This window comes from Exiguobacterium sp. s161 (assembly GCF_018619045.1).
Lineage (GTDB): Bacteria > Bacillota > Bacilli > Exiguobacteriales > Exiguobacteriaceae > Exiguobacterium_A > Exiguobacterium_A indicum.
On the sequence record NZ_JACSNH010000002.1, the window covers coordinates 1 to 22,586 of the forward strand.

Genomic DNA, 22,586 nt, shown 5'->3' on the forward strand with positions numbered 1-22,586 from the left:
AAGCAGAAATGGATTGAGTCCGCCAAGCACTTGAGAATCCCACCCTCACCAACGGTGTGGGCTTGCGGCTTTAGCCGTGGGAGTGTCAATTAATGGCATAATAATGGTAACCTTTTCATAAGGAGGAGATCCATTTGAAAAAACAACTTGCTTTTGCCGGTTCTTTTGCGCTCTCAGCTATCACGATCGTCATCATTCTTAAATTAGTTGGAGTCGATCTCTAAAGCAATCACTCAAATGATGTAGATTTTCAAATTAATGATTCAATCGCTGTTATGATGCATCGTCTTTCGATCATCTGTAACAGCTTTTCTAGGTTTAATGCTATGGAACGATCGGAAGTGATGAATTGAAAAAAGTCGGAATGAACGTTTTAATTGTCTCACTCCTATTAGGTGGACTGCTGTTTTACTTAGACGTCCGATACGATGAACGATTTGAGCATCACGTCAGCACAAAAGTTGAGACTTATGTCGAGAAAAAATATGGTCCAGCTCATGTCGTTTCCCTCCATTCTGCTTATGACGACAAACACCGCGATAAGGAAAAACGCTATAAGATTGCCGTAAAAGTACAGGGGCAAGGACTTCAAAAAGAGGAATACTTGCTATATCGTCTTCAAGATGATCACGTCGTCGAGATGGGCACGACGACTAGTTTGCCGAAGCGAAACTAAATCACGTGATGCTTTCTAATTTCACACTACATATTAGTAAAGGTCAGTTGATTCCTTTGCCACTCGGAATCAACTGACCTTTTTGTTCAACCTTTTTAAGGCTCAGAAATACCGTAAGCCAGTAACAGTAAATACGAAATCATGCAGAACGTAATAAGATGAATGCCGACGAATCCCCATCTAAGTACTCGATGCTTCGTTTTGTACCCTGTGTATACGCCGACTAACGGAACGATAAACAGAAGCAGGATATAGACAGTTCCAAACCCTTTCAGACTGACTCCGCTCTTCATCAGGAAAAATAAGAAACAAAAACAGATGAATGCAGATAACGAAAGAATACTGTAACGATTCATAAGCCCTCCTCCACTACAAACACAGCTTAGCGTCTTACCGTCTGAAGATTAAAGTATTCCGATAGCGGCACGACCCGCCCCTGTTCATGCCAGTTCCGATATGCTTCAAAAACACGTAAGACGTCCCCGTCATACCGTTCCTCGATAAGATGGTGGATCGCGAGAAAGCTCCGCCAATAATCAAACATGATACTCGACAGACTACCGGCATAGGAGGCACTCCCAAATTGATCAATCGAGCGCGCTCCATACTCCTCCTGAAAGAGCTCGACCAGTTCTGTCTCAATTGTCGTAATTCGCTTGAATGCTTCGTCCGACAACAAATGCTTTCGGGGTAGATACTCACACATTCCCTCTTCAAACCAGATCCCGTCTACTCTCTCATCGTCGAATTCATCAACGAACAAATCCAAGTGATGCGTCAGTTCATGACCAGCAATCGTCAAGACGTGATCTTCCGCGAGCGTTTCGTAGAATGCTCGAATATGTGGTACGTCCTTCCCGTCGAGTTGGGATAAAAATAACGTTCGCCACTCTGTAACATCTGGTGATATGTAGATCAAGTCCTTATTCGTAAATGCTGGAATCGGAATGTCCGAGAAGACGGTCGTCGCCAGTTCCGCTGACGTCCAAACAATTCCTTTCGGCACGTCGATCAGTTGATACGTCTCTTGTAAGATCGTTTGATACTCGTCTAACCGTGCTTGAAAGCGATGCGTGACCGCTTCGTATTTGTCATAGTCCGTTTTTGTCTCAAATGCATGAATCTGTTTCATCATCTCTATATCCCCCATCCTTAAAATAGCCTATTTCATTTTAACATATATTGGATAATGACTAAAAAACTACCTTTCACAGGTGGTTATAAATTGTAGATAAACCCTTCTTTCGTTAGTTTAAGTGATAACATTTGGAGATTCGTACGAATAACGGTATTATAGACACATCAAGTCTGTAATTAAGGTGAGAATATGAAATTATCAAAAGCAACCAATTATGCACTTCATACGATGTTATTTTTAGCTGTAAATCAGCCTCATGATCATATTGGTGTAGCCTCGTTAGCCAAGCAACAAGGCGTTTCACCCACATACCTCTCGAAGATTTTAACTAAGCTAGTCAAAACGGGTATGGTGATCTCGACTACTGGAGCTACAGGTGGATACAAATTAAAACCAAGTTGGGAAGAGATTTCATTGCTTGATGTCATCATTGCAATTGAAGGCGTACCATCCATGTCTGACGCTTGTCTGAATAACAATCCGAACTGCTTGATTCAGAAATCAATCGAGGCTGCTGAACACAAATTTTTAGATTCATTAAGACACACGCTTATTAGTGACTTATCTACTCAAGTTAATGAGACATCATCCATATGAAACAATGTGATGTCTTATGCTTTAATTACAGACACTATGACTCTTTAATATCTGTTATCTAAAAGGAGGAAACGTTCATGAACGTATATGATTGCATCGTGATTGGCGGAGGTGCCGCCGGATCAGCTGCTGCCCTAACATTAGGAAGAGCTCGAAGAAATATTGTAATTTTCGATGATGCTACAAATCGAAATCGTGTCACACAAGAATCACATGGTTATCTAACTCGAGATGGAATTACACCGTCAGAGTTTAGGGAGTTCGGATTAAAAGAGCTACAAGCATATCCGTCCATTACGATTTGCAACGAAAAAGTCATCGAAGTAAAACAAGATAATCAGAATCATCTGTTTGAAGTTTCAACTGGTCAGCATCGTTATACAACTGAAACACTACTACTCGCAACCGGAATTCAAGAAGAATTCCCCCTGGAGGCAATCAAGGAGTATTACGGAAAAAGTTTGTTTAGTTGCCCCTATTGCGATGGCTGGGAGATGCGAGACTTACCCTTAGCCGTCATTGCCGAAGATCCAGCTTTTGCTCACCATTTAGCAAAACTCGTTTTCAATTGGTCAAAAGATTTAGTTGTTTTTACAAATGGTTTTGAACTATCTGAAGACGTTCGGAACGATTTAGATCGTAACCATATTCAAGCATACACCACAAAAATCAAACGCCTACATGGAAAGGCAGGTATTCTAGAACATATTGAATTAGAAGATGGAACAATGGTTGCAAGACAAGGTGGATTCGTCGTTCCTAAATTCTATCGTTCAAACGATTTGGCTCAACAATTACGATGTACATTCGATGAGAGTGGAGCCATCGTAACAGATGGAACTGGTCATACATCCGTTGAAGGGGTATACGTTGCCGGAGAGACTGAAAAAAGCGGTCCTTCTTCTTTATTGCTGGCAGCCGCTGATGGCTCCCGTGCAGCTGCAAGCATCAATTTCGATTTATCATCTAAACGATTTTAGGACTTCAACAAGAATACATCCTGTATCATCTTCAAGATAATAGGCGTTGAATGACCAATTTGCCAAAGTGAAACTAAATCAAAAGCCTTCCCGATACAATCGAGAAGGTCTTTTTTGAATGATATTATTTACGCTGAACGATATCGTAGTTCATTCGTTTTTTTGTATGTTATACATTTTTCTCGAGCAATGAACACTCAAAAACAATGGCTTCCAAGCTACTGAATCATTTTATTTCTTCTGCAATTAACACGACGACGTTACCGAATTTTTGCCCAGCGTCGACATAACGATGGGCTTCGACGATCTCATCAAGCGAATAGATATGGTCGATGACGGCTTTGAATCGTCCCGCTTCAAACAGTTCATTCAAATAGTGTAGATCCTCTTTCCGTTCTCTCGCGACACCCTGCCCCGCGACGGATGCAAAGGCACCGTTTTGTTTGACGTGCCGTTTCGCTTGCGTCTTATTGATTTTCCCGGATGCATCGAAGACGGCATCGTACTTCAGCAACAATCCATCGTAACCGTCCTTTGTATAATCGATGACGTGATCGGCACCGAGCGCTTTGACCCTTTCCGTGTTTCGTCCACTACAGACAGCCGTCACCTGCAGCCCTTTTGCTTTAGCGATTTGAACGGCAGCCGTCCCGACAGCGCCTGACGCACCGTAAATCAAGATTGTCTTCATCTGATGGATTTGAAGTTTCCGGAAGAAATGGAGCGACGTCGTACCACCGAACGGGAGACAGACGGCTTCCGTGTACGATGCGTGCTGTGGCATTTTAGCAATGCAACGTTTCTCAGACACGCACGCATATTCGGCGTATCCACCGAAGCCAAATCCCGTCAAGGCATGGACACGGTCTCCGACTTGAAACTGCTTGACGTCTTGACCGACTTCGACGACTTCACCGGCAAGAACAACGCCAAGGATTGGTTGTCGCGGTCGCTTGAAGCCGATAGCCAGACGCATTGGAAGTTTCCCTAACAGTGGGACATCGAGCGAACGCATGCGACGATCTCCGGAATGGACGGCAGATGCATGTACTTTAATCAGTAGATCGTTTGATTTTGGAACCGGACGAGGTACCTCTGTGATGTGCAAGACGTCCGGGAATCCGTAGCGGGTACAGATGGCTGCCTTCATCGTATTTCCTCCTCTGATCAAGATGATGGTATTCCTTTAATCATACGCCGATTTCGATCCGAATTCCTGTTGTTTTGGAGTAAGAAAGTTTTTTTAATTCGCATCAATCAGTATCATAACTGGTAAAATTTATATAATAATAAGATTTCATCTAACCCTATTAACAGACGAAAGCAGGTGCCTGGTTTATGCCGACACGTCGGTGGCTTTTCGCTTTTATTCTATTCCTTTGTACACCGCTTAGTGCCTGTACACACGAGAACGATGCACGTACCGTCGAGAAAATTACAGGTGATACGTTATTCGTCGCTCCAAGTGAACAACATCCGGACGAGCAGTATGCATTAACAGAGATTCGCGTCACAACGGACACGATCGTGTATGGCAAAACGGATAACACGTCTGCCATTCAAACGGGTGATACGATTCAAGTGACGTTTGCAAAGGACTCGATTGTCGCGACCGAGATCCGTCGAACGAAAAACTAAGAAAGAGGGTTATCCATGATAGTCCAAGTACTTCGCCATCTACGGAATATTTTCATGATTACCACTGCGATTTTTGGTTCATTCTATTTTTTTCAAAAGAATATCGGCAATGATCTCATTGGTTTCCTGTTCATCGGAATCATAGGTGCGATTGGTTTTTTCTTTACACTCGGACTTCTCTGGTATCTCAAACGAAAAGAAACGCACGGTTTTTAATAAGTTTGTCAAAGGAGACACAATCATGATGGCACGTACGAAAAAATTACACCTTCTTCAGTTTAAAGTACTCTTCGCGCTTCTGATCACGCTTTCGATGATTGGTGCTATTTTCGCACCTCATTCTGTCGACGCGGCAACAAAGGAATATACGTCGTACAAAAAACTAAAACTCGGTATGACCGCGACAGACGTCGCAAAATCGCTCTACGGAAAATCACATAAGAAATACATAAAGAAAGAACATGGCGTCACAACACTCAATCACAAGGTAGTATTGAGTGAGATCAAAGACGACTATGCTTTATACGCTTTCTCATTTTATCCGTACGATGAAAAAAACGATCATTGGTCTTTACAGCGCATGCATCTGATCTTCAAAACGAAACAAAAAGGTCACACGTTATATCTTGTGTAAAAGGAATACACCCCTAAAACGCCTTCGAAAAAACGACTCTTGCCAGGAAAGAAATTTAAACCAGGCATGACGATAGCTGAATTCGATCATATTCTTTCGGGTAAAGGGCTCGGTGTCATGACGGCTCACCGCACAGAAGATTACTCTAAGATGGGAAAAGCCTATAATGACAATACAGTCGAATATCCAGAAAAACAGACATCACTCTTTTACTCGTATCGAAATCCAACGGGTGATGATTGGATGATCGTTGAATTTAAATATGATTTCGATCAAAAGAGATATATCGCTCAAAAATAACGAGTATTCATCTTCGGATGAATACTTTTTTACTTTTAATTGAAATTGATTGAATCTTTTTACAGATTGTTTCGTAAAAATCTGTATACACGAAAGGAGCTCGACACACATGTATGATTTGTTATTGGCCGTTGGTATTTGTCTCGTTGGCTATTGGTTTTACTATGTCTTCTTACTCGGATTCAAAAAAGGAAATATCGTCATGACGTTTAACGAGCGGTTCATCCATTATGAAGACCATATTCAAGCTGTTAAGCGAAGATTAAAGGATGACGGTCGCCACTTCGAGTATCTTGGAGATCGAAAATTCATCGTCGATGGAAAACCGTACCTGTTCATGGAACGGACGGTTCCAGGGGACTTTGGTCCTCTGCAACAGACGATTTTAAAAGGTCTACGTAAAGCGTTCTAACCAAAACACCGCTCCTTCTGTCAATGACAGAGGGAGCGGTGTTTATTTGATTAAGCATTATTCAAGTATAGTGCATACAATTCATCCATGACGCGTCGAATCGCGGGCAATGAATGCTCTAAATCAATCCAGGTTTTAAAATAATACTCGAAAAAGACACCTTGGTTCCGCATCCGTTCTAATGTATTAATCGGATCTCCTTCGGTGACCCAATCTAGGTTCTCAAAATTTGTATAACTATCCGTACACGATACGTCCTCCTCGTGAATGCCTGACTCTAAATAATCATTCGAACAGGTCTCATTTTGTACATCGATTTGTCGATAAAAATCACGAATTCCTTCCTTTGGACGATTGATATGGTAGGACTCACCCGTTTGATAACTCTCCTGGTAATACCATTCCCACAAGATGACCCATTTCCAGACCAACCCATCGATTAGATAATGACCGATTGCCCGGTCCATCCGGCAAAAGTTAAATCGAAACGTCCGTTCACCAAAGTTTGTCTTCAGATCAAGGACGACTTTGATATCATTGGTTTCCGGCGGATGACCGAAAAACAAAATGCCGTGCTCGAATCCTTGTGCAAACTCATCAATTGACTGCCGTCTGCCGGCTTTATTCTCGAAACTGACTGTAATCGAATCGAACTGAACAATTGATTGCTCCATCTTTTTCCCCGCATTACATATGTATTCAAAAAAAGTGAGCCTCAAGCGAGACTCACTTTTGTTCGTCATGACGAGACGACTTCTCCACCCGTCAAATCAATATGTCCTTCTCCCCACGCGCACATCGCGTCAAGAATCGGCTTCAGCGACCAGCCGTACTCGGATAACGAGTAGACGACTTTCGGTGGGACTTGTTCAAAGACCGTCCGGATGATGACGCCGTCTTCTTCTAACTCGCGCAATTGTTGCGTCAGCATTTTTTGAGTGATCGTCGGCATTAGCTTGCGGAGCTCACTCGTCCGACGCTCGCCTTTGATCAAATGACACATGATGACGACCTTCCACTTTCCACCGATGACTTCAAGTGTTGCTTCTACCGGGATATTGTATGGCATATATGTTCCATCCTTTCGTGATTCTGTTAAGGGCATAGGTACTTTTTAGTGCCTATCGTACTTGAAAGTGCGTACTTCCCAAGCAGATTAGCTGGCTATATGATAGCAATTGTCAACGGAAAGTACAACCTCCTTTTAGACCTTGTATCTAAATGAAGGAGTAGGGTACTTTTTAGTGCCTATCGCACTTTAAAGTACGTACTTCCCGAAAGGAACAACCCCCGTTATGCTGGGGTTATGTCAATCGGATCATGTTCGGTCGGGCCCACTGAATACGATCCCTACTGAAATCATTTTTAGGAGGAATCCCCATGAATCAATTAAACTCACGGATCCAGGAGGAACAGGTCCCAAGAAACGGTGGACTTGCCCTGCTCGCTCTAGCAATCAGCGCCTTTGGGATCGGTACGACGGAATTCGTTCCCGTCGGACTGCTCGCAGCGATCGCTGGTGACTTAAATATCGGCATCACACTCGCTGGTCTCATCATCTCTGGTTACGCAATCGGTGTCGCCGTCGGTGCTCCGATCTTGACAGCACTAACGAACCGAATGAATCGGAAAACGTTACTGATGGCATTAATGGTCGTCTTCATCGCTGGTAACCTCGTCTCAGCGATTTCACCGACGTTTGAATTGTTGATCGTCGCCCGTTTCATCACTGCCTTTTCGCACGGTGTCTTCTTCTCAATCGGTGCGACGATTGCTGTCCAGCTCGTACCGGAGCATAAAAAAGCGAGTGCCATCGCCTTAATGTTCACAGGTCTGACAGTCGCAACGGTTACAGGTGTGCCACTCGGGACATTCATCGGTCAATCATTCGGTTGGCGCGCGACGTTCTTCGCGGTTGCCGCACTCGGAATCATCGCGATCATCGCAAGCTTCTTCTTGATTCCAAAAGACTTGAAACAATCACCACCTGCTAAGTTCTCCGACATGTTTAAATTGTTGACGAACGGACGCTTGATGCTCGGCTTCTTAATCACTGCCCTCGGCTACGGTGGAACGTTCGTCGCCTTTACGTACTTGACACCGATCATGCAGGACGTCACGAAAATCAGTCCGAGCTTAATCAGTATCATTCTGCTCGTCTACGGAATCGCGGTTGCGATCGGGAACACCGTCGGTGGAAAACTCGCGAATGGTAATCCGATTAAAGCTTTGTTCTATATGTTCATCATTCACGCTATCGTCATGATCGCTCTCTCGTTCATGATTCCGTTCAAGGTCGCCGGTATCATCGGTATCATCTTAATGGGACTCCTTGCGTTCATGAACGTCCCTGGACTCCAGCTCTATATCGTTCAGTTGGCTGAAAAATATGTCCCAGCAGCAGTCGATGTTGCGTCTGCCTTGAATATCGCAGCCTTCAATATCGGGATCGCACTCGGAGCAACGATTGGTGGTCTCGTCACCGATACGATTGGACTCGTCCACACGCCATGGGTCGGCGCTATCATGGTCATTCTTGCCGTCATCTTGACTGGTGTCTCACGTCGTCTCGAACAGCAGTAAAAGAAGATTTTCATGTTTAACGATCGCATGATTGTACGATGAGCTCGACTACAATCGTCGATACGCTCGCTCTGTATGCCGTACCTTATTCTCTAGCTCTCACATAATCCGCCAAAGGCACTGTTCGCATGAGCAGTGCCTTTGGCGGATTTTGTTCACAATTTCAAAAAAGAGCACGCTTACCTCTTTACTTTTGAGTTCTCATGAACTTATAATAAATTAAAGAAAACAAATCACTTTAAAGGAGGAAGCGCTGTTGACACTACTCATTGCTTTTCTAGCCATCGTTTTCATCATGCTCGCCCTTGACCTTGGAGTCTTTCATCGCAAGGCACATGAAGTTTCGCTTCGGGAGGCTTGGACATGGACGTTCGTCTGGATCGCGATCGCTGTCGCCTTCGGAGGCTGGCTCTATATTGATCAAGGTAGCGCCGCTGCTGTCGAATATACGAGCGTGTACTTCATTGAGAAGGCTCTCGCGATTGATAACGTCTTCGTCTTCTCACTCGTCTTCGCGTACTTCGCGATTCCATTGAAGTACCAGCACAAAGTCTTGTTCTGGGGTATTCTCGGTGCAATCTTCTTCCGCGTCATCTTCATCGTCGCTGGTGTCTCGCTGCTTGAGAACTTCGCTTGGGTGTACTACATCTTCGGAGCGTTCCTCGTCTATACAGGCTGGATGATGTACAAGAACATCGGTCAAGAGACGTCGCTCGAAGACAACAAAACGATTCGTTGGTTAGAGAAACGTTTACCGATCACACAAGACATCTCGTCTGGTAAGTTCGCAAAACGAATTGATGGGAAGTTGTTCTTCACGCCTCTCTTGATCACACTGCTCTTCATCGAAGTATCGGATATCGTCTTCGCCGTCGACTCAGTCGCTGCAAGCTTCGCATACTCGCGTGATCCGTTCATCATCTTCTATGCGAACATCATGGCGATCCTTGGACTTCGTAGTCTCTACTTCGTCCTCGCGAACTTGATTGATCGTTTCTACTACTTGAAACACGGTTTAAGCTTCATGCTCGTCTTCATCGGAGCGAAGATGATTTTCAGTGACGTCTACAAAATGCCAATCTGGATGTCGCTCGGTACGATCGTCATCGTCATCTTGATCAGCGTCTTCTACAGCTTCTACAAGACGAAGCCGGGAAAATAATCAATATCAAAAAAGTGGAAGTGATGAACAATTCATCTACTTCCACTTTTCATTTCAATTTAGTATTTCTTTTACTTTCCGTTCATCCTCAATAAAAGGCTTCGTGAATGCCTTTAAGGCTTTTTCATTATCGTACGCTGTAAAGTCCTTTCCATACCAATCGCGAAGCTGTTGTTTCGTGAAGTGATACGAAGCATCTTCGATCATCATGTTGACTTGGTCGACATTCGGAATCAGTGTGAACAGTGCCGTCGCATTATAGATTGCCGTGCGATTACTTTTTTGTTCGACCTGTCCTTCTTCGTATCCAGCATAACGTAACGTTAGTTGATACGGCTTTTCTTTCGTCGCAAGTTCCATTTTCTTTAACTGATCGCCATGTGGTAACTGTTGAACGATGTCGCGCACGTTACTGTTATCGCCAAGATATGTACCTTGTTGTTCAAATACATCGGTTTGTGTTGCTGCTGTTCCGCAACCACTGAGTATCAACATGCCGCTCGCTAAAATGATTGCACCAACTGTCTTTTTCATTTTTATTTCCCCCAATACGTTGACTCGTCCTCATTCTAATAAACGAATCAAGCAAAGAAAAGTTTCAAAATAAAGGAAATCAACGCTTTGATAAACTCGATGCCCTTTGTTTTAAGAAGAGTAGGCTGTACCGAGTACCTCCACCTTTAGCAATCAAAAGCTTTATAATTTTAAAACGAGTGAACCCTTCAATGACGTACCCTTTTATCTTTTGAGTCAAAGTTATTTCGGGAATCCAATCGATCGTATATCCGATGCTAAAGGATAAAAGCAAACTGAGGAATAAATAAGTGATGACAAAACTAAGAATAAGTCTTTTGATGATCATGTTATTCCCTCTTTTTCTAAATGTAATAAAATAACTTATTTTTATATAATAAGTAAATAAATTAGGAAATATCTAAAACAACAACCTATTTACCTATATTTTGTTAATTACTATGTTACTCTATTACTATTCGAAAAGTTCGAAAATCTAGCTGTACCTATTCATGGAGGTCTCCGATGCTACAAATGTCTAACTTACTCATTCTGCTCTTTTTATTTATCTTCCTAACATGCGGATTTGTTTTCGCTTTATTCTGGATCATCAAAAAAATCAAGTCGTAATCACAACAACCCGGCCTCTCAAAGGAGAGAAGCCGGGTTGTTGTTCGTTTCATAGAGTTGACGAATGTGACTCACGATGTCGTTCGCCGTTCCCGGTACAGGTGGCATCCAAAGCCCTGTCACTGGACCGTAGACGACGGGATTGATTGCCACTTCGTAACCCCCATACGGATGTTCTTCCGCAGTTGGCAAATAACCGATGTAACCGTTCGTATAGCCCCCGAAAAAAGCGAGTTCCGTTTGACGGATTTGCTTTATCTGTAGCGCTGTCTCACAGAACGGCTCCATCGGAATGCCTGAGAACGACCCTTCGTTTAGTTCAAACAATTGAACTTCGAGCGGGATGGTGAGTGTTGCTCCCGATCGTTCCTGAACGTATGCCAACCAGCGTGCTGCACTGACGCCCCATGTCTGTTCAGCGTAATCCGCCATGTCTCGTAATACGTTCATAGCCGGTACTTCTGTTAAGCGCATCGGATGAATGCATGACTGAATCCGGTGGTGCGTTAACGGTTGAAACGACACGTCTGGAATCGTCGTCAAGACATGACCACGTAAAGTAAATGCCATTTTTTGAAGACTCTCTATGTCACCACGATATTTCGCATTGATGTTCCCCGTCGCGCCTTGAACAATCACGACCGGGCAGCCGAGTGCCTGTTCGAGTATCGTTCAAGTGACTCCCGGATAATCACCGGATAAGACGACACTGTCTGATTTCAAGACGTTCGGATGCGCCGTACAAAAGACAAACGCTCCGACGAGACCCGCATCACCGGTCCGACGAATTAACAATGTTCCAATTCGGTCATCCGCCACCCCAGACGGATCTGTTCCCATCACCGCTTGTCCATTTATTTTCTCCCGTCGGTTGACGCCGAGTTTTCCGGTCGTCACACCCCAACCAATCTCGACCAACTGCATCACTTCGCTTGCTTTGACGGCAGATACGATCGCTTGTTGCGTCAAGATCGTTTTATAGGCGACGGTCAACGGTTCGTTTCCTGCTGTCGCTGGTCCCGAATGCGTATGCGTGTAAACGACTGTGATCTGTTCCTTCGACACGTCTAGCTGACCCGCGATTCCTTCACGGATGACATCCGTATCGGCGACGAGCATGCCGATGTTATCGATGCTGACGAAGACCGATGTCGTCTGCTCGCTTTCAAAGATACTCGCTGTGACATATAGCGGATCGTGTATGCTTGCAATACCGACTTCTCGGTGATAACCGATGAAGGCAGCACCGAGCGGCGGATTGATTTCTTCCCGATGCATTCCAAAACGACTCATGTCTGACGTTCCCCCCTTGAACAACATACTATTTCTTCCATATACTAACATTAACTACAGTAGAGGAGGACATAAAGATGTCGATTCGTTGGAAGGAAGAGATGCTTCAGTTCGAGACGCTTTGTGAAGCAGAAGTCTGGGCGGAGTCGATCACGAACGAGATCCATGGTCGGTCAATCACCGGTTATTGCACCCTTGACTTTAAAGTCGCATCGATTCTTGCTTTTTATCTAGCGGAAAATCCAGACTATCGCGTACGTTCGGCAACGGTTCACCTCGATCAAGAGATCTATTATCAAGTTTGGGTCGAGATACTCGATTCACTTTGACTTCATGAATTGGTCGAGGACGATTTCCTGAAACGCACGTGTCACGGGTGTGCCCCACTTCGACTGTTTCGTGAGCAGATGGGCATACATCGGACAGGATTTAAAACGAATGGAACAACAGAAACCTGTGACCTGTTTTGCCGATAGTCCGTTGTTAAATGGTCGACATGGAGTAACATACAAAAACGGGAAAGAGGTTATGTCATGAAAAGAATCGTTTTGTTATGCGCTCTCTCAATTATAACTGTATGGCCGTTAGTTGCTTGTAGTAATGAAGTGAAAATGCAACATACAAGTGAAAAACCGACAGCACTAGACGTATTAGGAGAAGATTCTACTGCTGACATTTTTCAACTAAATGATACGATCTACAAATCAGATGTAAAATGGGCAGAGGAAACAGAAGTCACCAAGAGTAAAAAAGTCGGAGAAATCAAGAAAATGAGTTCTGATCAATACGATTTTGATAATGGAACTGCTACGAAGCTCTCAAAGGGTACCGTCATATACTCTACGAAAGAAAGGAATGAAATTCTTTTGGTGAGTTTTAAAGGGAAATTAAAAAAATACGTTGCTTTAGGAGAAGGTTAAATGGATTATAGCTTGTAGAAACCCCTTATTTCAATCACGAAACGAGGGTTGTCTATAAGAAAAGGCATCCTCAACTGGGATGCCTTTTCTTATTAAGATAATAGTGAATCTAATCAGCCGTTAACGACTTTTTCTGCTACTTCCTCATTCATCGATTGACGATTAATCGAGAGGTGTTCGCCTTCTTTCAACCGTTTTCGATATTCAGCTGTCGCAGTGAACAAGACATCTGTCGACGAGTTGAGTGCTGTCTCAAACGAATCTTGTAACACACTGACGAGAACACCCGCTGCTACGACTTGCATCGCGATATCATTCGGAATCCCGAATAAGCTACATGCGAGCGGAATCAAAAGGAGCGAACCGCCAGCGACACCGGATGCGCCACATGCACAAACGGCAGCTAGAACACTTAAGATGATGGCTGTCGGAAGGTCGACTGGGATACCGAGCGTATGAACCGCTGCTAACGTTAAGACGGAAATCGTGATGGCCGCTCCCGCCATATTGATCGTGGCACCGAGCGGAATCGAGATCCCGTACGTCTCTTTATCGAGGTCAAGTTTCTTACATAATTCCATGTTGACTGGAATGTTTGCAGCTGAGCTTCGTGTGAAGAAAGCGGTAATTCCACTCTCCCGGATACATTTGAAGACGAGTGGGTATGGATTCTGACGAACGTTGATGAACACGATGAGAGGATTAACAATGAGTGCTACGACAAGCATCGTGCCAATCAATACCAATAATAAATTCCCGTAATCGAGCAATGAAGAAAGACCGTTTTCCGTAACAGAGCCAATGACGATTCCCATGATACCAAGAGGAGCAAGTTTGATGACCCATCCGACCATTTTCGCAATGGCGTCAGAAAAATTCGAGATGAATGTCTTCGTCGTATCGGACGCATTCTTTAAAGCGATTCCTAACACGATCGCCCAAGTCAGAATGCCAATGTAGTTCGCTTGGATGAGCGCATTGACTGGATTATCGACCATATTCAAGACGAGTTTTTGAAGAACTTCAACCGTGTTCCCCGGAGCAGCCAATTGTTCCGCACCTTCTGTCAATCGAATGTTCACTGGGAAAAGGAAACTGACGATGACCGCAATGGCTCCCGCTAAGAACGTCCCGAGCAGATACAAGAAAATGATTGATTTCATATTCGTCTGCTGTCCTTTTTTATGCTGCACGATTGATGCCATAACTAAGAAAAAGACTAAGATCGGCGCGACTGCCTTCAGGGAGGAAATAAATAAAGTCCCAAAAATGGTCAAGGATTTCGCCGCTTCAGGAATCGTGATGGCTAAGATAATCCCTACGATCAAGCCAATCGCGATTTGTTTCACTAAACTGATTTGGTTCCACATCTTCAACACTTTCATACGTTCCCCTCCAGGCTTACAAAAAATAAGTTATTTAGAATTCGAAAATTGATGACTTTTCTTTCCTACTCAACAGGATGAATAGCTAGTCATTCACTTTTCTAAAAATTCTCGAAGTTTGTTGTTTTCTATTCTTGCATAAATCGTGTGAAATAAAAACTAGTTTTTTGCAAGAAATATAATTCCTTTTACTGGATGTTAAATTGGCATACGAATGCAATCGATTGCATAATTACAAAAAAGTAGAAGAAGAGACATGCCTTCTTCTACTTCATTATGTAAACTAAAGATTTTTTAGTGTTAACTAACCTTACCTTACTAATCAAGAAATTGTTGTTTTTTTGCGTTTTACGATCAACAAAACGATCACGAACAGAAACTCAAGGATTGTAAAGATGCCGACGAAGAAATAGACGACTAACACCTGACTGATCCCATCGACAGCAATCGTGTAAAACCACAGTAATGAAATGCCCGTCGTATAAAGAAGATTGATGATCGTTCCGCTAATCAAGCTAGCTTTCAAGCTTTTCTTACTCCGCGCCTGACTCACGATGATGACGATGGCACCGATCACCCAGATGATGAGTATGAGTTCAAGAATAGTCTTATCGTTCCATTGTAACTCCATGATTTACTCTCCTTTTCAATAGGCTGATAAAATGCGAGTGATACCTATATTTTACAGCAATACAGACTCTTCTAGCCTTCTAAAAGTTAAGCAAAGGGGTTTTTAAAGATCCACGTCAGAATAGTCCTTTATTTTCCTAACCCGAATACTTTCCTCCTGACCGATTTGATCGGTCTCTTTCAAGCGGTGCCGAACGACGAGCAGCACTAGTACGACCGCGGAAATCACACAAATCGTCGCATAGTACGGTTGCGCGACGCGCTCGAACTCTAACGCTGATAGCACCTGTAAGATCGTCAATCCCGCGAGCATCCCGTGGAAATACCTTTGATAGCTGCGCGGCATTCCTGGCTGTCCGAACGTCTCATACCAGACGTATAAGCCAAGCCCGAACGCAAGTCCGTTCAGGATTGGCGAAGGAAGGAGAAAAAGAAGAATGCCGAGACCAAGCATCAACCAGGCGTACCTAATAGCGGGCTTAAAGAATGCAGGATCGAGCTGCGCTTCCTCTTCCTCGATGACGGGCGCTGCTTTCTCTTCTTCGGTCAACGGTCGAAACCCAAGGGCTTCTTTCGCTTCCGCTAACTCAAGCATTCGTTTCGCCATCCCGAAATAAAACGGAAAACGTTCTTTGACGACCTCCCCTTCATCCGTTTGACCATCCACTTGTTCTTGCACGGATACCTGATACAGCGTGCGCCCCATCCGGTAACTGACCCAGTAGTCGGTCGCTTGACCATTGTCGCGCTTGAGTTCACTCACCTTCGTTTGTTGATTCGTCATGATATGTGATTCCTTTCGTCGCAAGTTCCTGTAATTGTCCTGACGCATACAACAGGAGAATGAATCCTGAGATGAGACAGACCGCTCCGTTAATCGATAGATTGATCGGTGATAAATAGTTTTTCGATGAGCCCGCTAAGGCTAACATGAAAAGTGCTCCTGACCAACGATACATGCGAGCACGTGCAGATTTCCCTTCGAGATGCATCGGCCAGAAAATCATCAGAACGACGAGTGTTATGTATCCTGGGATTGGCAAGATATCAGTCAGCGTCAGTAATCCACTGAACAAGATCAATAGAGCGCTTAAAATACGCAACTTTATGATGCGTCGGTCGGCTCGAAAATCCATCGCTTCAGACAGAGCAAAAGGTGACCGGATGTAACCATAGTCTAATTTTTCACGAACCCACGTTTTTTTCTGACGATACGCGAGGAACGGATTTTTAAAAACAATCCGCTTCGTTGCAGACTCTTCATTCCTTTCCACCATATCCTCGCTATCGATTGCCTGCTCTTTTTGGGCAACACCTTCCCGGCAGAATAAAGTGCGCCCCTCTTGGTGAAAGACGATGTGATACACACGATCGTCGATTTGTTTTACTAATTGAATCATGATTTGTGCTCCCTTTATCTTACCTTCTACATTTTTATAGGTCTCACCATGCCGCGCTGACCACGTATAGTATGAACAGTCCACCTAAGACACAGACATAACCATAATGTCTGACGGTCAACGAACAAAATAAGATGACGCCAATTGACAAAATGATACTGAGTACGAATGAATCCACCGTGTCGACGCTATCTCCGTGTCCTGCTAAAGGCGTCTTCAACGCATGCTTCGACCGAATGAAATAGATGCTTAACGTCAACAAGAATATCCCGACACCAAGACCAAGAAACGGTACCACTATCGACGTCTCCTCCGACATATGTATTCTTTGAATATGTTTATTTCATGAAGTTATTATACAACTATTAATTACGATACTTTCTTTTATTAAGTTTTATTGGAATTTTTCTATGTCTGGTCTACATTTATGATGTTTGGGGTATGATTTTTTCTTTTATATCTTCTTTTTTACAAAAGGAGTGCAGCACTACGTACGCTTCCATCGCACCAGTCTGCACTCCTATTTCGCATGATGTATCTACTTTTCTTATTTAAGATTTTTCTCCGAAAAATCAGGTCATGGACCTGTACTACAAGAGACCGCATACTTTTCTTCACTCACCTTCTTCGAATAACAGACAAAAGGAGTTCCGCATGTTTCACTTTTCCAATGGTACCAAAACATATGGTAACGCTCCGCTTGTGGATCTTGTTCCGTAATGATTGCAAAGTAACTTTGATAGAAATAGCCTTCTTTATAAAGTTCGTGTCTTAGAGCACCTCTCGGCGAAGCATCCGTAAACAGAACCGGTGATAGGATCGGCATGAGTAGTACGATGATAGCTAATGTTCCGAAACAGATCAGGACTATTTTCTTTCTGTTCTTTTTCTTAGAATTCGATTTACCCATCTTTTTCAACCTTTCCTTTATTGGCTTTTTTTGTTATATAGTAACATTATCCATTCAACAGAAAGAGGTTTTGATATTGAAGAAAATTATTTTATTATCACTCTCTTTAGGTGTACTTCTATCTTCTGGCTTTTTGATCAGTAACGCAATAGCGACTTCTAATATTTCACAGGAAAAAACTGAAAGCACGATTTCAAAGGAGCAAGCCCTCACTTTTTTCACGAAGGTCCTGGAGCAACAAAAAGCGGATTTTTTAAACAATACGCCGTTAGCACACACTAATCAATCGAGATTATCTTCACGCGACGAGGCTGTATTAATTTTTCTATCTAGTACAAAAGTGGATAAACAACAGCTACATTCATTTAGTTATAAGATTTCTAACGTAAAAGTGTACTCCGAAAATCAACGAAATTATGCTGAAGCTTATGTAACACGAACTTTTAACTTTGGAAGTGGGCTTGAAACGGGTTTAGGTGATACATTAGTGCTTGAAATCCAATCAAGTCCAGATAATTTGAAAGGACCGTCCCACACCATTTCCACGAGTAAATCAACGAGTGAAGTAAATGAAAAGGTCTCTGTTGATGAATTTTTAGAGAAGTATGAAGCAGAGGCAGAAAAATAAAATAACGTAAAGCTACGCCTAAGGAAAACTAAATCGGATATTTTGCTAACGTCCTGCTTTACAACACGAGTAATGCTCAATACTAGTTCATTTAGTCATAAGAGTTCACTTCTTTTGAATAAAGTACAACTTATGCTATATTTCGTTTTGGTAATTCTTTTAACGAAGGAATCAGTCATTGTATTTTAATTTTATGGATGAAGGAGTTATCGTGTTGAGTAAATTTAGTATTCCTGTCGAAGCTGCTTTAAAAGTAATCGGCGGGAAATGGAAAGTCGTCATCTTGTGCCACTTGTTTAAAGATAAGTACCGGACGAGTGAGTTGAAACGTCGCATGCCGAATGTCTCTCAAAAAATGCTGGTCCAGCAATTAAGAGAATTAGAACAGGACGGTGTCATTCGACGTGTCATCTATCACCAAGCTCCACCTAAGGTCGAATATGAGTTAACGGACTATGGACGATCATTAAAATCGACCATGGATGTCTTATGTGACTGGGGAGAGCAACATCTCCAAAATGAACACTTGAAGAATAGCTGTTAATTTTTCTGTACTTCCCTAAACAGCCCTGCATTTTCGAATGCAGGGCTGTTTGCTGTTTGATTTTTTTTACTTCCCTCGCCCCTGTGATTTAGGAAAAGTCACTTTTTGGTGACTATGGAACTTTAAAGTGCCGTCTTCTTATTTCTGATTGCTCCCGATATGATGATGTCACACATACAGCATGATTTTTTTGCTGTAATTTTGATAAAGGAGCTAGATGAATATGAAAATCTCTACAGTACGGTTAAACAATGGTGTGGACATGCCCCAAGTCGGATATGGTGTATTTCGTGTCGAGGACGGCGCGGATCTCGAGCAAGCAGTCGTGACTGCGATTCGCGAAGGCTATCGTAGTATCGATACTGCAGCCATCTATGGTAACGAACAAAGTGTCGGCAGAGGCATTGCGAAAGCTATCGAAGAAGGACTCGTAACACGCGAAGAACTATTCGTGACATCAAAAGTCTGGAATGCACATGGATCATATGAAGAAACACTTGCTGCTTACGCAGAATCCTTAGAAAAAATGCAGTTGGAGTACCTTGATCTCTACTTGATCCATTGGCCAGGGAAAGCCAAGTATCAAGCTCCTTGGAATGCACTTGAAAAGTTGTATCAAACGGACAAGGTCCGCGCGATTGGTGTGAGTAATTTTCAAATCCACCATCTCGAAGACTTACTGCAACATGCATCCATCATACCTGTCGTCAATCAAATCGAACTCCATCCGAAGCTAACTCAGTCAGAGTTACGTCAATTCTGTAGCGAACATGGGATTCAAATTGAAGCCTGGTCACCGCTTATGAATGCGGAACTTCTAGAAAATGAGGTCGTTCAGGAGCTCGCTACACAATACAAGAAATCAGCTGCTCAAATCATTCTTCGATGGGATATTCAGCAGGGTATCATCACGATTCCTAAGTCCATGACGCCTTCACGGATGCAAGAAAATCTGCGCATCACTGATTTCGAAATCCTTCCAGAAGATATGGAACGATTAAACCAATTGAATGAAAACCTTCGGAGTGGACCGGATCCAGATACGTTTGACTTTTAATTAACATGAACACTTTATCCGATCTGAAAAGGAGCTTACCAATGTCGATTGAAGACTTGATACAACAGACACAACAGGAAGAACATACTTTACGTTTTAAGCGATTCACACACGATGATATCTTTCCGTTAGGATTGACCTTGATTCAAGAAGCACAGAAAAACAACGTATCCATCGCCATTGATATTACCGTCAATGGTACGTCGATGTTCCATTATAAGATGCCAGGTACGACCCGCATCAATGGCGAATGGATCGAACGAAAAAAACGAGTCGTCGACTATCATCTTCACAGTTCTTACTTCATGCAATTACGGACTGCATGTAGCGAGATGACGTATAACGAGGAACACCGACTAGACTCAAGCTTTGCTTTCGGCGGTTCTTTCCCGATCATACTGGATGGTGGACTGATTGTCGGAATGATCACAATTTCGGGGTTAACTCCTGAAGAAGATCATACGATCGTAGTAAATGCATTGCGTACTTATCTAAACGAACGGGAGGTGCTCTGATGCCATTACTTTCTCTAAATACTTGGCCAGCGATGTCACGTGATACGAAACGACAACTCATCCATCAACTGACGAATATAACGGTCGAGACATTGAACATGATTCCTGACAAGATTCAAGTCTTGATTCACGAACAAGAACCAGAAAACTTTGGAAAAGCGGGTGCCATGGCATCCGATCCGACCTTTTCTTCCGAGAGTCGCATAACGAATTGGCAGACACGAGCGTCTTATGCAACAGACGTCACTCCTGTCGCAGGAATGGCTATCTTGACGATCGATGTGTGGGATACGTTCGATCAAGAAATAAAAGATGCTTGGGTGAATAAGTTAACTGAAGTTCTCTCGCTTTTCACCCCTGCACCGGGAGATAAGATATTGATTCTTATTCGAGAAATGCCTCCAGGAAATTGGGCGCAAAACAGTGTCACAGGTAGAAATGAAGATTTTTTAACGAAGAGTAGAAGATTGATTTAATATTCAAATTAGTGTTCTTTAATAACATGATTTTAGCTTAGTAAAAAATCGATTTTCATTCATAAAAAATGAATGAGTATAACAGAATGGGTAAAGAAAAAAGCTTTTATCAATTTTCTTTTCGAAATTTATTGGAACAGTGATGAGATCCTCGTCACTGCCTTTTTTCATCCCTAGAAACGGAGGAATTGATGAGACGTCGAAAAAAACGGATTGAAAACGTCAGAAAGGAGGAACATAACAGGAACAAATGCTCTTATTATAAAAAGGAGTGATTTAAATGTTCTTATTATGAAAAGGAGTGGTTTTAATGAGTTATGAAGACCGAGGCAATAAGAAGTGGATCCCGTTCCTCATGCCCGAACACAAAGGATTGCTGAAACGCTATTACCAAGAGGTACATCATCTCAAGTTCGAGGACACAGAAGGATCGATCGATGGGACGATCGAGAACGCCTTGAACGATGCCATCTTCAGTGGAGACATTGTCACGGTGACAGCAATGAATGGTCCGTTGACGCATCGTTTCGACGCCTTCGTTGAGAAGCTCGATTATGTACAGGAGGAGGTCCATCTCGTCAAACGAAATCTAGACGTCGAAATCGTCTCGTTCAAGCAAATATTAAGTGTCAATCTAACGGAGTGAAGAAAAAATTATGGTCATCGATTACCTAAACATGGTCAAAATAAGGACGAATGACTATGTTTAGTTCAATTTGAACATGATCTAATCCACTTCTGACATCACATAGTACTTATTCATGATATTCAGCAGCGAATTTTCATCTTGTAGAGAATGTTTATTCTAGATTATCCTACTCAATTATATGTACTAAAAGCTCGATTTGTATTACAATGTATTACAAAGGAGCTGATAATCATGAGTACCATTTCCGTACGTCTAGATGATCAGGATACACGACTCATCAAGGAATATGCGAAGGCAAAGAACATCACGATTTCTACACTCGTTCGCGATGCCGTCCTCGATCGTATCGAAGATGAAATCGATTTACAACTCTATCATGATTCGATGTCAGCACACCGTAAAAAATCAGAAGCGATCTCTTTCGACGATATGATGAAAGAACTTGATTTAGAATGACGGCATATACAGTAGCGTTTGAGCGCGGAGCTCAAAAGTCTCTCAAAAAGATGGATCCCCAACAAGTGCGGATCATCATGTCCTGGATCAAGAAGAATCTGGTCGGGACGGATGATCCGCGTCGTCATGGCAAGGGACTCGTCTCGAACAGATCGGGTGAATGGCGTTATCGCATCGGTGATTATCGTCTGATTGCTGACATCCAGGATGAAAAAGTCGTGATCTTAATTCTTGAAATCGGTCATCGTCGTGACATTTATAAATAAGGCATCTATTGCTCATATACAAGTAAGCATATGAGTTTTTGAATATGTCTGTTTAACGACCGTTTTATATAATGATTGCAATAAAAATTTGTTCTTTATATAAATCATCATCATATATTCTAATAAAATTAAAATCGCGTGTAAAAAGTCTTCGAATACTCATAGACTTTTTACACGCGATTAAATCCAGTGCT

At 42.9% G+C, this 22,586-nt stretch carries 32 protein-coding genes and 1 pseudogene; 20 read left to right on the plus strand and 13 right to left on the minus strand.

Annotated elements, in window-relative coordinates; genetic code table 11:
* The first annotated feature begins 364 nt into the window (after nt 1-364).
* A complete protein-coding gene (locus tag KNQ14_RS07460) occupies nt 365-676 on the plus strand; it encodes a hypothetical protein (RefSeq protein WP_214745535.1) in 312 nt (103 codons plus the stop codon).
* A gap of 95 nt (nt 677-771) precedes the next feature.
* On the opposite strand, the gene KNQ14_RS07465 is transcribed toward KNQ14_RS07460, so the two are convergent.
* The gene (locus KNQ14_RS07465; RefSeq protein ID WP_214860439.1) at nt 772-1,032 is read right to left on the minus strand and encodes a hypothetical protein; all 261 of its coding nucleotides are present in this window, start codon (nt 1,030-1,032) and stop codon (nt 772-774) included.
* Between the two features lie 26 nt (nt 1,033-1,058).
* Entirely contained in the window at nt 1,059-1,811 is a 753-nt protein-coding gene (locus tag KNQ14_RS07470; RefSeq protein ID WP_251138333.1) for a hypothetical protein, read from the minus strand.
* Between the two features lie 192 nt (nt 1,812-2,003).
* Between KNQ14_RS07470 and KNQ14_RS07475 the strand changes: the two genes are divergently transcribed.
* Both KNQ14_RS07475 and KNQ14_RS07480 read left to right on the plus strand, forming a co-directional pair.
* Complete coding sequence (locus KNQ14_RS07475; RefSeq protein ID WP_056061047.1) at nt 2,004-2,411, plus strand: RrF2 family transcriptional regulator; 408 nt, start codon at nt 2,004-2,006, stop codon at nt 2,409-2,411.
* Between the two features lie 77 nt (nt 2,412-2,488).
* Nucleotides 2,489-3,391 (plus strand): NAD(P)/FAD-dependent oxidoreductase, encoded by a 903-nt coding sequence (locus KNQ14_RS07480; protein WP_214860445.1) that lies wholly within the window; start codon nt 2,489-2,491, stop codon nt 3,389-3,391.
* A gap of 226 nt (nt 3,392-3,617) precedes the next feature.
* Here the strand turns inward: KNQ14_RS07480 and KNQ14_RS07485 are convergent, their stop codons facing one another.
* Nucleotides 3,618-4,541: an NAD(P)-dependent alcohol dehydrogenase gene (locus tag KNQ14_RS07485; protein WP_214745532.1), complete on the minus strand. Its 924-nt coding sequence runs from the start codon at nt 4,539-4,541 to the stop codon at nt 3,618-3,620.
* Between the two features lie 188 nt (nt 4,542-4,729).
* Between KNQ14_RS07485 and KNQ14_RS07490 the strand changes: the two genes are divergently transcribed.
* The 5 genes from KNQ14_RS07490 (at nt 4,730) to KNQ14_RS07510 (ending at nt 6,375) form a co-directional block, all read left to right on the plus strand.
* Nucleotides 4,730-5,029 (plus strand): hypothetical protein, encoded by a 300-nt coding sequence (locus KNQ14_RS07490; protein WP_214745529.1) that lies wholly within the window; start codon nt 4,730-4,732, stop codon nt 5,027-5,029.
* Between the two features lie 15 nt (nt 5,030-5,044).
* Complete coding sequence (locus KNQ14_RS07495; RefSeq protein ID WP_214745526.1) at nt 5,045-5,245, plus strand: hypothetical protein; 201 nt, start codon at nt 5,045-5,047, stop codon at nt 5,243-5,245.
* A gap of 25 nt (nt 5,246-5,270) precedes the next feature.
* Entirely contained in the window at nt 5,271-5,663 is a 393-nt protein-coding gene (locus KNQ14_RS07500; RefSeq protein ID WP_214745523.1) for a hypothetical protein, read from the plus strand.
* Nucleotides 5,664-5,729: 66 nt separating this feature from the next.
* Nucleotides 5,730-5,963 (plus strand): hypothetical protein, encoded by a 234-nt coding sequence (locus KNQ14_RS07505; RefSeq protein WP_214775375.1) that lies wholly within the window; start codon nt 5,730-5,732, stop codon nt 5,961-5,963.
* A gap of 109 nt (nt 5,964-6,072) precedes the next feature.
* The gene (locus tag KNQ14_RS07510) at nt 6,073-6,375 is read left to right on the plus strand and encodes a hypothetical protein (RefSeq protein WP_214745517.1); all 303 of its coding nucleotides are present in this window, start codon (nt 6,073-6,075) and stop codon (nt 6,373-6,375) included.
* Nucleotides 6,376-6,425: 50 nt separating this feature from the next.
* Here KNQ14_RS07510 and KNQ14_RS07515 read toward each other — a convergent pair whose 3' ends face one another.
* Together KNQ14_RS07515 and KNQ14_RS07520 are read right to left on the minus strand one after the other, a co-directional pair.
* A complete protein-coding gene (locus tag KNQ14_RS07515; protein ID WP_214860447.1) occupies nt 6,426-7,049 on the minus strand; it encodes a hypothetical protein in 624 nt (207 codons plus the stop codon).
* A 65-nt stretch (nt 7,050-7,114) separates the two neighbouring features.
* Nucleotides 7,115-7,444, minus strand: a complete 330-nt coding sequence (locus tag KNQ14_RS07520; RefSeq protein ID WP_023468096.1) for a winged helix-turn-helix transcriptional regulator — start codon at nt 7,442-7,444, stop codon at nt 7,115-7,117.
* Nucleotides 7,445-7,755: 311 nt separating this feature from the next.
* Here KNQ14_RS07520 and KNQ14_RS07525 point away from each other — a divergent pair, with 311 nt between their 5' ends.
* Both KNQ14_RS07525 and KNQ14_RS07530 read left to right on the plus strand, forming a co-directional pair.
* A complete protein-coding gene (locus tag KNQ14_RS07525) occupies nt 7,756-8,958 on the plus strand; it encodes an MFS transporter (protein WP_214860449.1) in 1,203 nt (400 codons plus the stop codon).
* Between the two features lie 256 nt (nt 8,959-9,214).
* On the plus strand, nt 9,215-10,120 hold the full coding sequence (locus tag KNQ14_RS07530; protein ID WP_214745508.1) for a TerC family protein: 906 nt from the start codon (nt 9,215-9,217) through the stop codon (nt 10,118-10,120).
* 54 nt (nt 10,121-10,174) lie between these two features.
* Here KNQ14_RS07530 and KNQ14_RS07535 read toward each other — a convergent pair whose 3' ends face one another.
* Nucleotides 10,175-10,654, minus strand: a complete 480-nt coding sequence (locus tag KNQ14_RS07535; protein ID WP_214745505.1) for a DUF4825 domain-containing protein — start codon at nt 10,652-10,654, stop codon at nt 10,175-10,177.
* Between the two features lie 627 nt (nt 10,655-11,281).
* A pseudogene (locus tag KNQ14_RS07540) lies at nt 11,282-12,556 on the minus strand (neutral/alkaline non-lysosomal ceramidase N-terminal domain-containing protein).
* Nucleotides 12,557-12,633: 77 nt separating this feature from the next.
* Between KNQ14_RS07540 and KNQ14_RS07545 the strand changes: the two are divergent.
* Both KNQ14_RS07545 and KNQ14_RS07550 read left to right on the plus strand, forming a co-directional pair.
* A complete protein-coding gene (locus KNQ14_RS07545) occupies nt 12,634-12,885 on the plus strand; it encodes a hypothetical protein (protein ID WP_214745502.1) in 252 nt (83 codons plus the stop codon).
* A 204-nt stretch (nt 12,886-13,089) separates the two neighbouring features.
* Nucleotides 13,090-13,476, plus strand: coding sequence for a hypothetical protein (locus KNQ14_RS07550; RefSeq protein ID WP_214745499.1), 387 nt, complete (start codon nt 13,090-13,092; stop codon nt 13,474-13,476).
* 113 nt (nt 13,477-13,589) lie between these two features.
* Here KNQ14_RS07550 and sstT read toward each other — a convergent pair whose 3' ends face one another.
* The 6 genes from sstT to KNQ14_RS07580 form a co-directional block, all read right to left on the minus strand.
* Nucleotides 13,590-14,861, minus strand: a complete 1,272-nt coding sequence (sstT, locus tag KNQ14_RS07555; protein ID WP_214860451.1) for a serine/threonine transporter SstT — start codon at nt 14,859-14,861, stop codon at nt 13,590-13,592.
* Between the two features lie 322 nt (nt 14,862-15,183).
* On the minus strand, nt 15,184-15,492 hold the full coding sequence (locus KNQ14_RS07560; RefSeq protein WP_214860452.1) for a hypothetical protein: 309 nt from the start codon (nt 15,490-15,492) through the stop codon (nt 15,184-15,186).
* A gap of 102 nt (nt 15,493-15,594) precedes the next feature.
* Nucleotides 15,595-16,275, minus strand: coding sequence for a hypothetical protein (locus KNQ14_RS07565; protein ID WP_214860454.1), 681 nt, complete (start codon nt 16,273-16,275; stop codon nt 15,595-15,597).
* Nucleotides 16,247-16,891 carry a hypothetical protein gene (locus tag KNQ14_RS07570; protein WP_214860456.1) on the minus strand — a complete coding sequence of 215 codons (645 nt, stop codon included), beginning with the start codon at nt 16,889-16,891 and terminating at the stop codon, nt 16,247-16,249. Before KNQ14_RS07570 ends, KNQ14_RS07565 begins: the two co-directional genes overlap by 29 nt.
* A 43-nt stretch (nt 16,892-16,934) precedes the next feature.
* A complete protein-coding gene (locus tag KNQ14_RS07575; RefSeq protein ID WP_371743337.1) occupies nt 16,935-17,189 on the minus strand; it encodes a hypothetical protein in 255 nt (84 codons plus the stop codon).
* Between the two features lie 279 nt (nt 17,190-17,468).
* Nucleotides 17,469-17,801, minus strand: a complete 333-nt coding sequence (locus KNQ14_RS07580) for a hypothetical protein (protein WP_371743338.1) — start codon at nt 17,799-17,801, stop codon at nt 17,469-17,471.
* Nucleotides 17,802-17,877: 76 nt separating this feature from the next.
* Between KNQ14_RS07580 and KNQ14_RS07585 the strand changes: the two genes are divergently transcribed.
* From KNQ14_RS07585 to KNQ14_RS07620, 8 genes are all read left to right on the plus strand, one after another.
* Complete coding sequence (locus KNQ14_RS07585) at nt 17,878-18,429, plus strand: hypothetical protein (protein WP_214860458.1); 552 nt, start codon at nt 17,878-17,880, stop codon at nt 18,427-18,429.
* A 214-nt stretch (nt 18,430-18,643) separates the two neighbouring features.
* On the plus strand, nt 18,644-18,973 hold the full coding sequence (locus KNQ14_RS07590) for a winged helix-turn-helix transcriptional regulator (RefSeq protein ID WP_058705278.1): 330 nt from the start codon (nt 18,644-18,646) through the stop codon (nt 18,971-18,973).
* Nucleotides 18,974-19,190: 217 nt separating this feature from the next.
* The gene (locus KNQ14_RS07595) at nt 19,191-20,030 is read left to right on the plus strand and encodes an aldo/keto reductase (RefSeq protein WP_214860460.1); all 840 of its coding nucleotides are present in this window, start codon (nt 19,191-19,193) and stop codon (nt 20,028-20,030) included.
* 41 nt (nt 20,031-20,071) lie between these two features.
* Nucleotides 20,072-20,545, plus strand: a complete 474-nt coding sequence (locus KNQ14_RS07600; protein ID WP_214860461.1) for a heme-degrading domain-containing protein — start codon at nt 20,072-20,074, stop codon at nt 20,543-20,545.
* The gene (locus KNQ14_RS07605; RefSeq protein WP_214860462.1) at nt 20,545-21,021 is read left to right on the plus strand and encodes a tautomerase family protein; all 477 of its coding nucleotides are present in this window, start codon (nt 20,545-20,547) and stop codon (nt 21,019-21,021) included. The genes KNQ14_RS07600 and KNQ14_RS07605 overlap by 1 nt, the downstream gene beginning before the upstream one ends.
* A gap of 310 nt (nt 21,022-21,331) precedes the next feature.
* On the plus strand, nt 21,332-21,667 hold the full coding sequence (locus KNQ14_RS07610) for a YolD-like family protein (RefSeq protein ID WP_214860463.1): 336 nt from the start codon (nt 21,332-21,334) through the stop codon (nt 21,665-21,667).
* 234 nt (nt 21,668-21,901) lie between these two features.
* Nucleotides 21,902-22,126, plus strand: coding sequence for a type II toxin-antitoxin system RelB family antitoxin (relB, locus tag KNQ14_RS07615; RefSeq protein ID WP_214860464.1), 225 nt, complete (start codon nt 21,902-21,904; stop codon nt 22,124-22,126).
* Nucleotides 22,123-22,392, plus strand: coding sequence for a type II toxin-antitoxin system RelE family toxin (locus tag KNQ14_RS07620; protein ID WP_214860465.1), 270 nt, complete (start codon nt 22,123-22,125; stop codon nt 22,390-22,392). The genes relB and KNQ14_RS07620 overlap by 4 nt, the downstream gene beginning before the upstream one ends.
* Nucleotides 22,393-22,586 lie beyond the last annotated feature (194 nt).

What these genes read in the sequence shown, in the direction of transcription:
- KNQ14_RS07565 (WP_214860454.1), bottom strand. Translation starts at nt 16,275, where the DNA reads ATGACGAATCAACAAACGAAGGTGAGTGAACTCAAGCGCGACAATGGT.
- KNQ14_RS07485 (WP_214745532.1), bottom strand. Translation starts at nt 4,541, where the DNA reads ATGAAGGCAGCCATCTGTACCCGCTACGGATTCCCGGACGTCTTGCAC.
- KNQ14_RS07535 (WP_214745505.1), bottom strand. Translation starts at nt 10,654, where the DNA reads ATGAAAAAGACAGTTGGTGCAATCATTTTAGCGAGCGGCATGTTGATA.
- KNQ14_RS07560 (WP_214860452.1), bottom strand. Translation starts at nt 15,492, where the DNA reads ATGGAGTTACAATGGAACGATAAGACTATTCTTGAACTCATACTCATC.
- KNQ14_RS07595 (WP_214860460.1), top strand. Translation starts at nt 19,191, where the DNA reads ATGAATATGAAAATCTCTACAGTACGGTTAAACAATGGTGTGGACATG.
- KNQ14_RS07520 (WP_023468096.1), bottom strand. Translation starts at nt 7,444, where the DNA reads ATGCCATACAATATCCCGGTAGAAGCAACACTTGAAGTCATCGGTGGA.
- KNQ14_RS07495 (WP_214745526.1), top strand. Translation starts at nt 5,045, where the DNA reads ATGATAGTCCAAGTACTTCGCCATCTACGGAATATTTTCATGATTACC.
- KNQ14_RS07475 (WP_056061047.1), top strand. Translation starts at nt 2,004, where the DNA reads ATGAAATTATCAAAAGCAACCAATTATGCACTTCATACGATGTTATTT.
- KNQ14_RS07515 (WP_214860447.1), bottom strand. Translation starts at nt 7,049, where the DNA reads ATGGAGCAATCAATTGTTCAGTTCGATTCGATTACAGTCAGTTTCGAG.
- KNQ14_RS07460 (WP_214745535.1), top strand. Translation starts at nt 365, where the DNA reads ATGAACGTTTTAATTGTCTCACTCCTATTAGGTGGACTGCTGTTTTAC.
- KNQ14_RS07525 (WP_214860449.1), top strand. Translation starts at nt 7,756, where the DNA reads ATGAATCAATTAAACTCACGGATCCAGGAGGAACAGGTCCCAAGAAAC.
- KNQ14_RS07480 (WP_214860445.1), top strand. Translation starts at nt 2,489, where the DNA reads ATGAACGTATATGATTGCATCGTGATTGGCGGAGGTGCCGCCGGATCA.
- KNQ14_RS07505 (WP_214775375.1), top strand. Translation starts at nt 5,730, where the DNA reads ATGACGATAGCTGAATTCGATCATATTCTTTCGGGTAAAGGGCTCGGT.
- relB (WP_214860464.1), top strand. Translation starts at nt 21,902, where the DNA reads ATGAGTACCATTTCCGTACGTCTAGATGATCAGGATACACGACTCATC.
- KNQ14_RS07490 (WP_214745529.1), top strand. Translation starts at nt 4,730, where the DNA reads ATGCCGACACGTCGGTGGCTTTTCGCTTTTATTCTATTCCTTTGTACA.
- KNQ14_RS07510 (WP_214745517.1), top strand. Translation starts at nt 6,073, where the DNA reads ATGTATGATTTGTTATTGGCCGTTGGTATTTGTCTCGTTGGCTATTGG.
- KNQ14_RS07580 (WP_371743338.1), bottom strand. Translation starts at nt 17,801, where the DNA reads ATGGGTAAATCGAATTCTAAGAAAAAGAACAGAAAGAAAATAGTCCTG.
- KNQ14_RS07610 (WP_214860463.1), top strand. Translation starts at nt 21,332, where the DNA reads ATGAGTTATGAAGACCGAGGCAATAAGAAGTGGATCCCGTTCCTCATG.
- KNQ14_RS07550 (WP_214745499.1), top strand. Translation starts at nt 13,090, where the DNA reads ATGAAAAGAATCGTTTTGTTATGCGCTCTCTCAATTATAACTGTATGG.
- KNQ14_RS07470 (WP_251138333.1), bottom strand. Translation starts at nt 1,811, where the DNA reads ATGATGAAACAGATTCATGCATTTGAGACAAAAACGGACTATGACAAA.
- KNQ14_RS07605 (WP_214860462.1), top strand. Translation starts at nt 20,545, where the DNA reads ATGCCATTACTTTCTCTAAATACTTGGCCAGCGATGTCACGTGATACG.
- KNQ14_RS07570 (WP_214860456.1), bottom strand. Translation starts at nt 16,891, where the DNA reads ATGATTCAATTAGTAAAACAAATCGACGATCGTGTGTATCACATCGTC.
- sstT (WP_214860451.1), bottom strand. Translation starts at nt 14,861, where the DNA reads ATGAAAGTGTTGAAGATGTGGAACCAAATCAGTTTAGTGAAACAAATC.
- KNQ14_RS07500 (WP_214745523.1), top strand. Translation starts at nt 5,271, where the DNA reads ATGATGGCACGTACGAAAAAATTACACCTTCTTCAGTTTAAAGTACTC.
- KNQ14_RS07600 (WP_214860461.1), top strand. Translation starts at nt 20,072, where the DNA reads ATGTCGATTGAAGACTTGATACAACAGACACAACAGGAAGAACATACT.
- KNQ14_RS07545 (WP_214745502.1), top strand. Translation starts at nt 12,634, where the DNA reads ATGTCGATTCGTTGGAAGGAAGAGATGCTTCAGTTCGAGACGCTTTGT.
- KNQ14_RS07620 (WP_214860465.1), top strand. Translation starts at nt 22,123, where the DNA reads ATGACGGCATATACAGTAGCGTTTGAGCGCGGAGCTCAAAAGTCTCTC.
- KNQ14_RS07465 (WP_214860439.1), bottom strand. Translation starts at nt 1,032, where the DNA reads ATGAATCGTTACAGTATTCTTTCGTTATCTGCATTCATCTGTTTTTGT.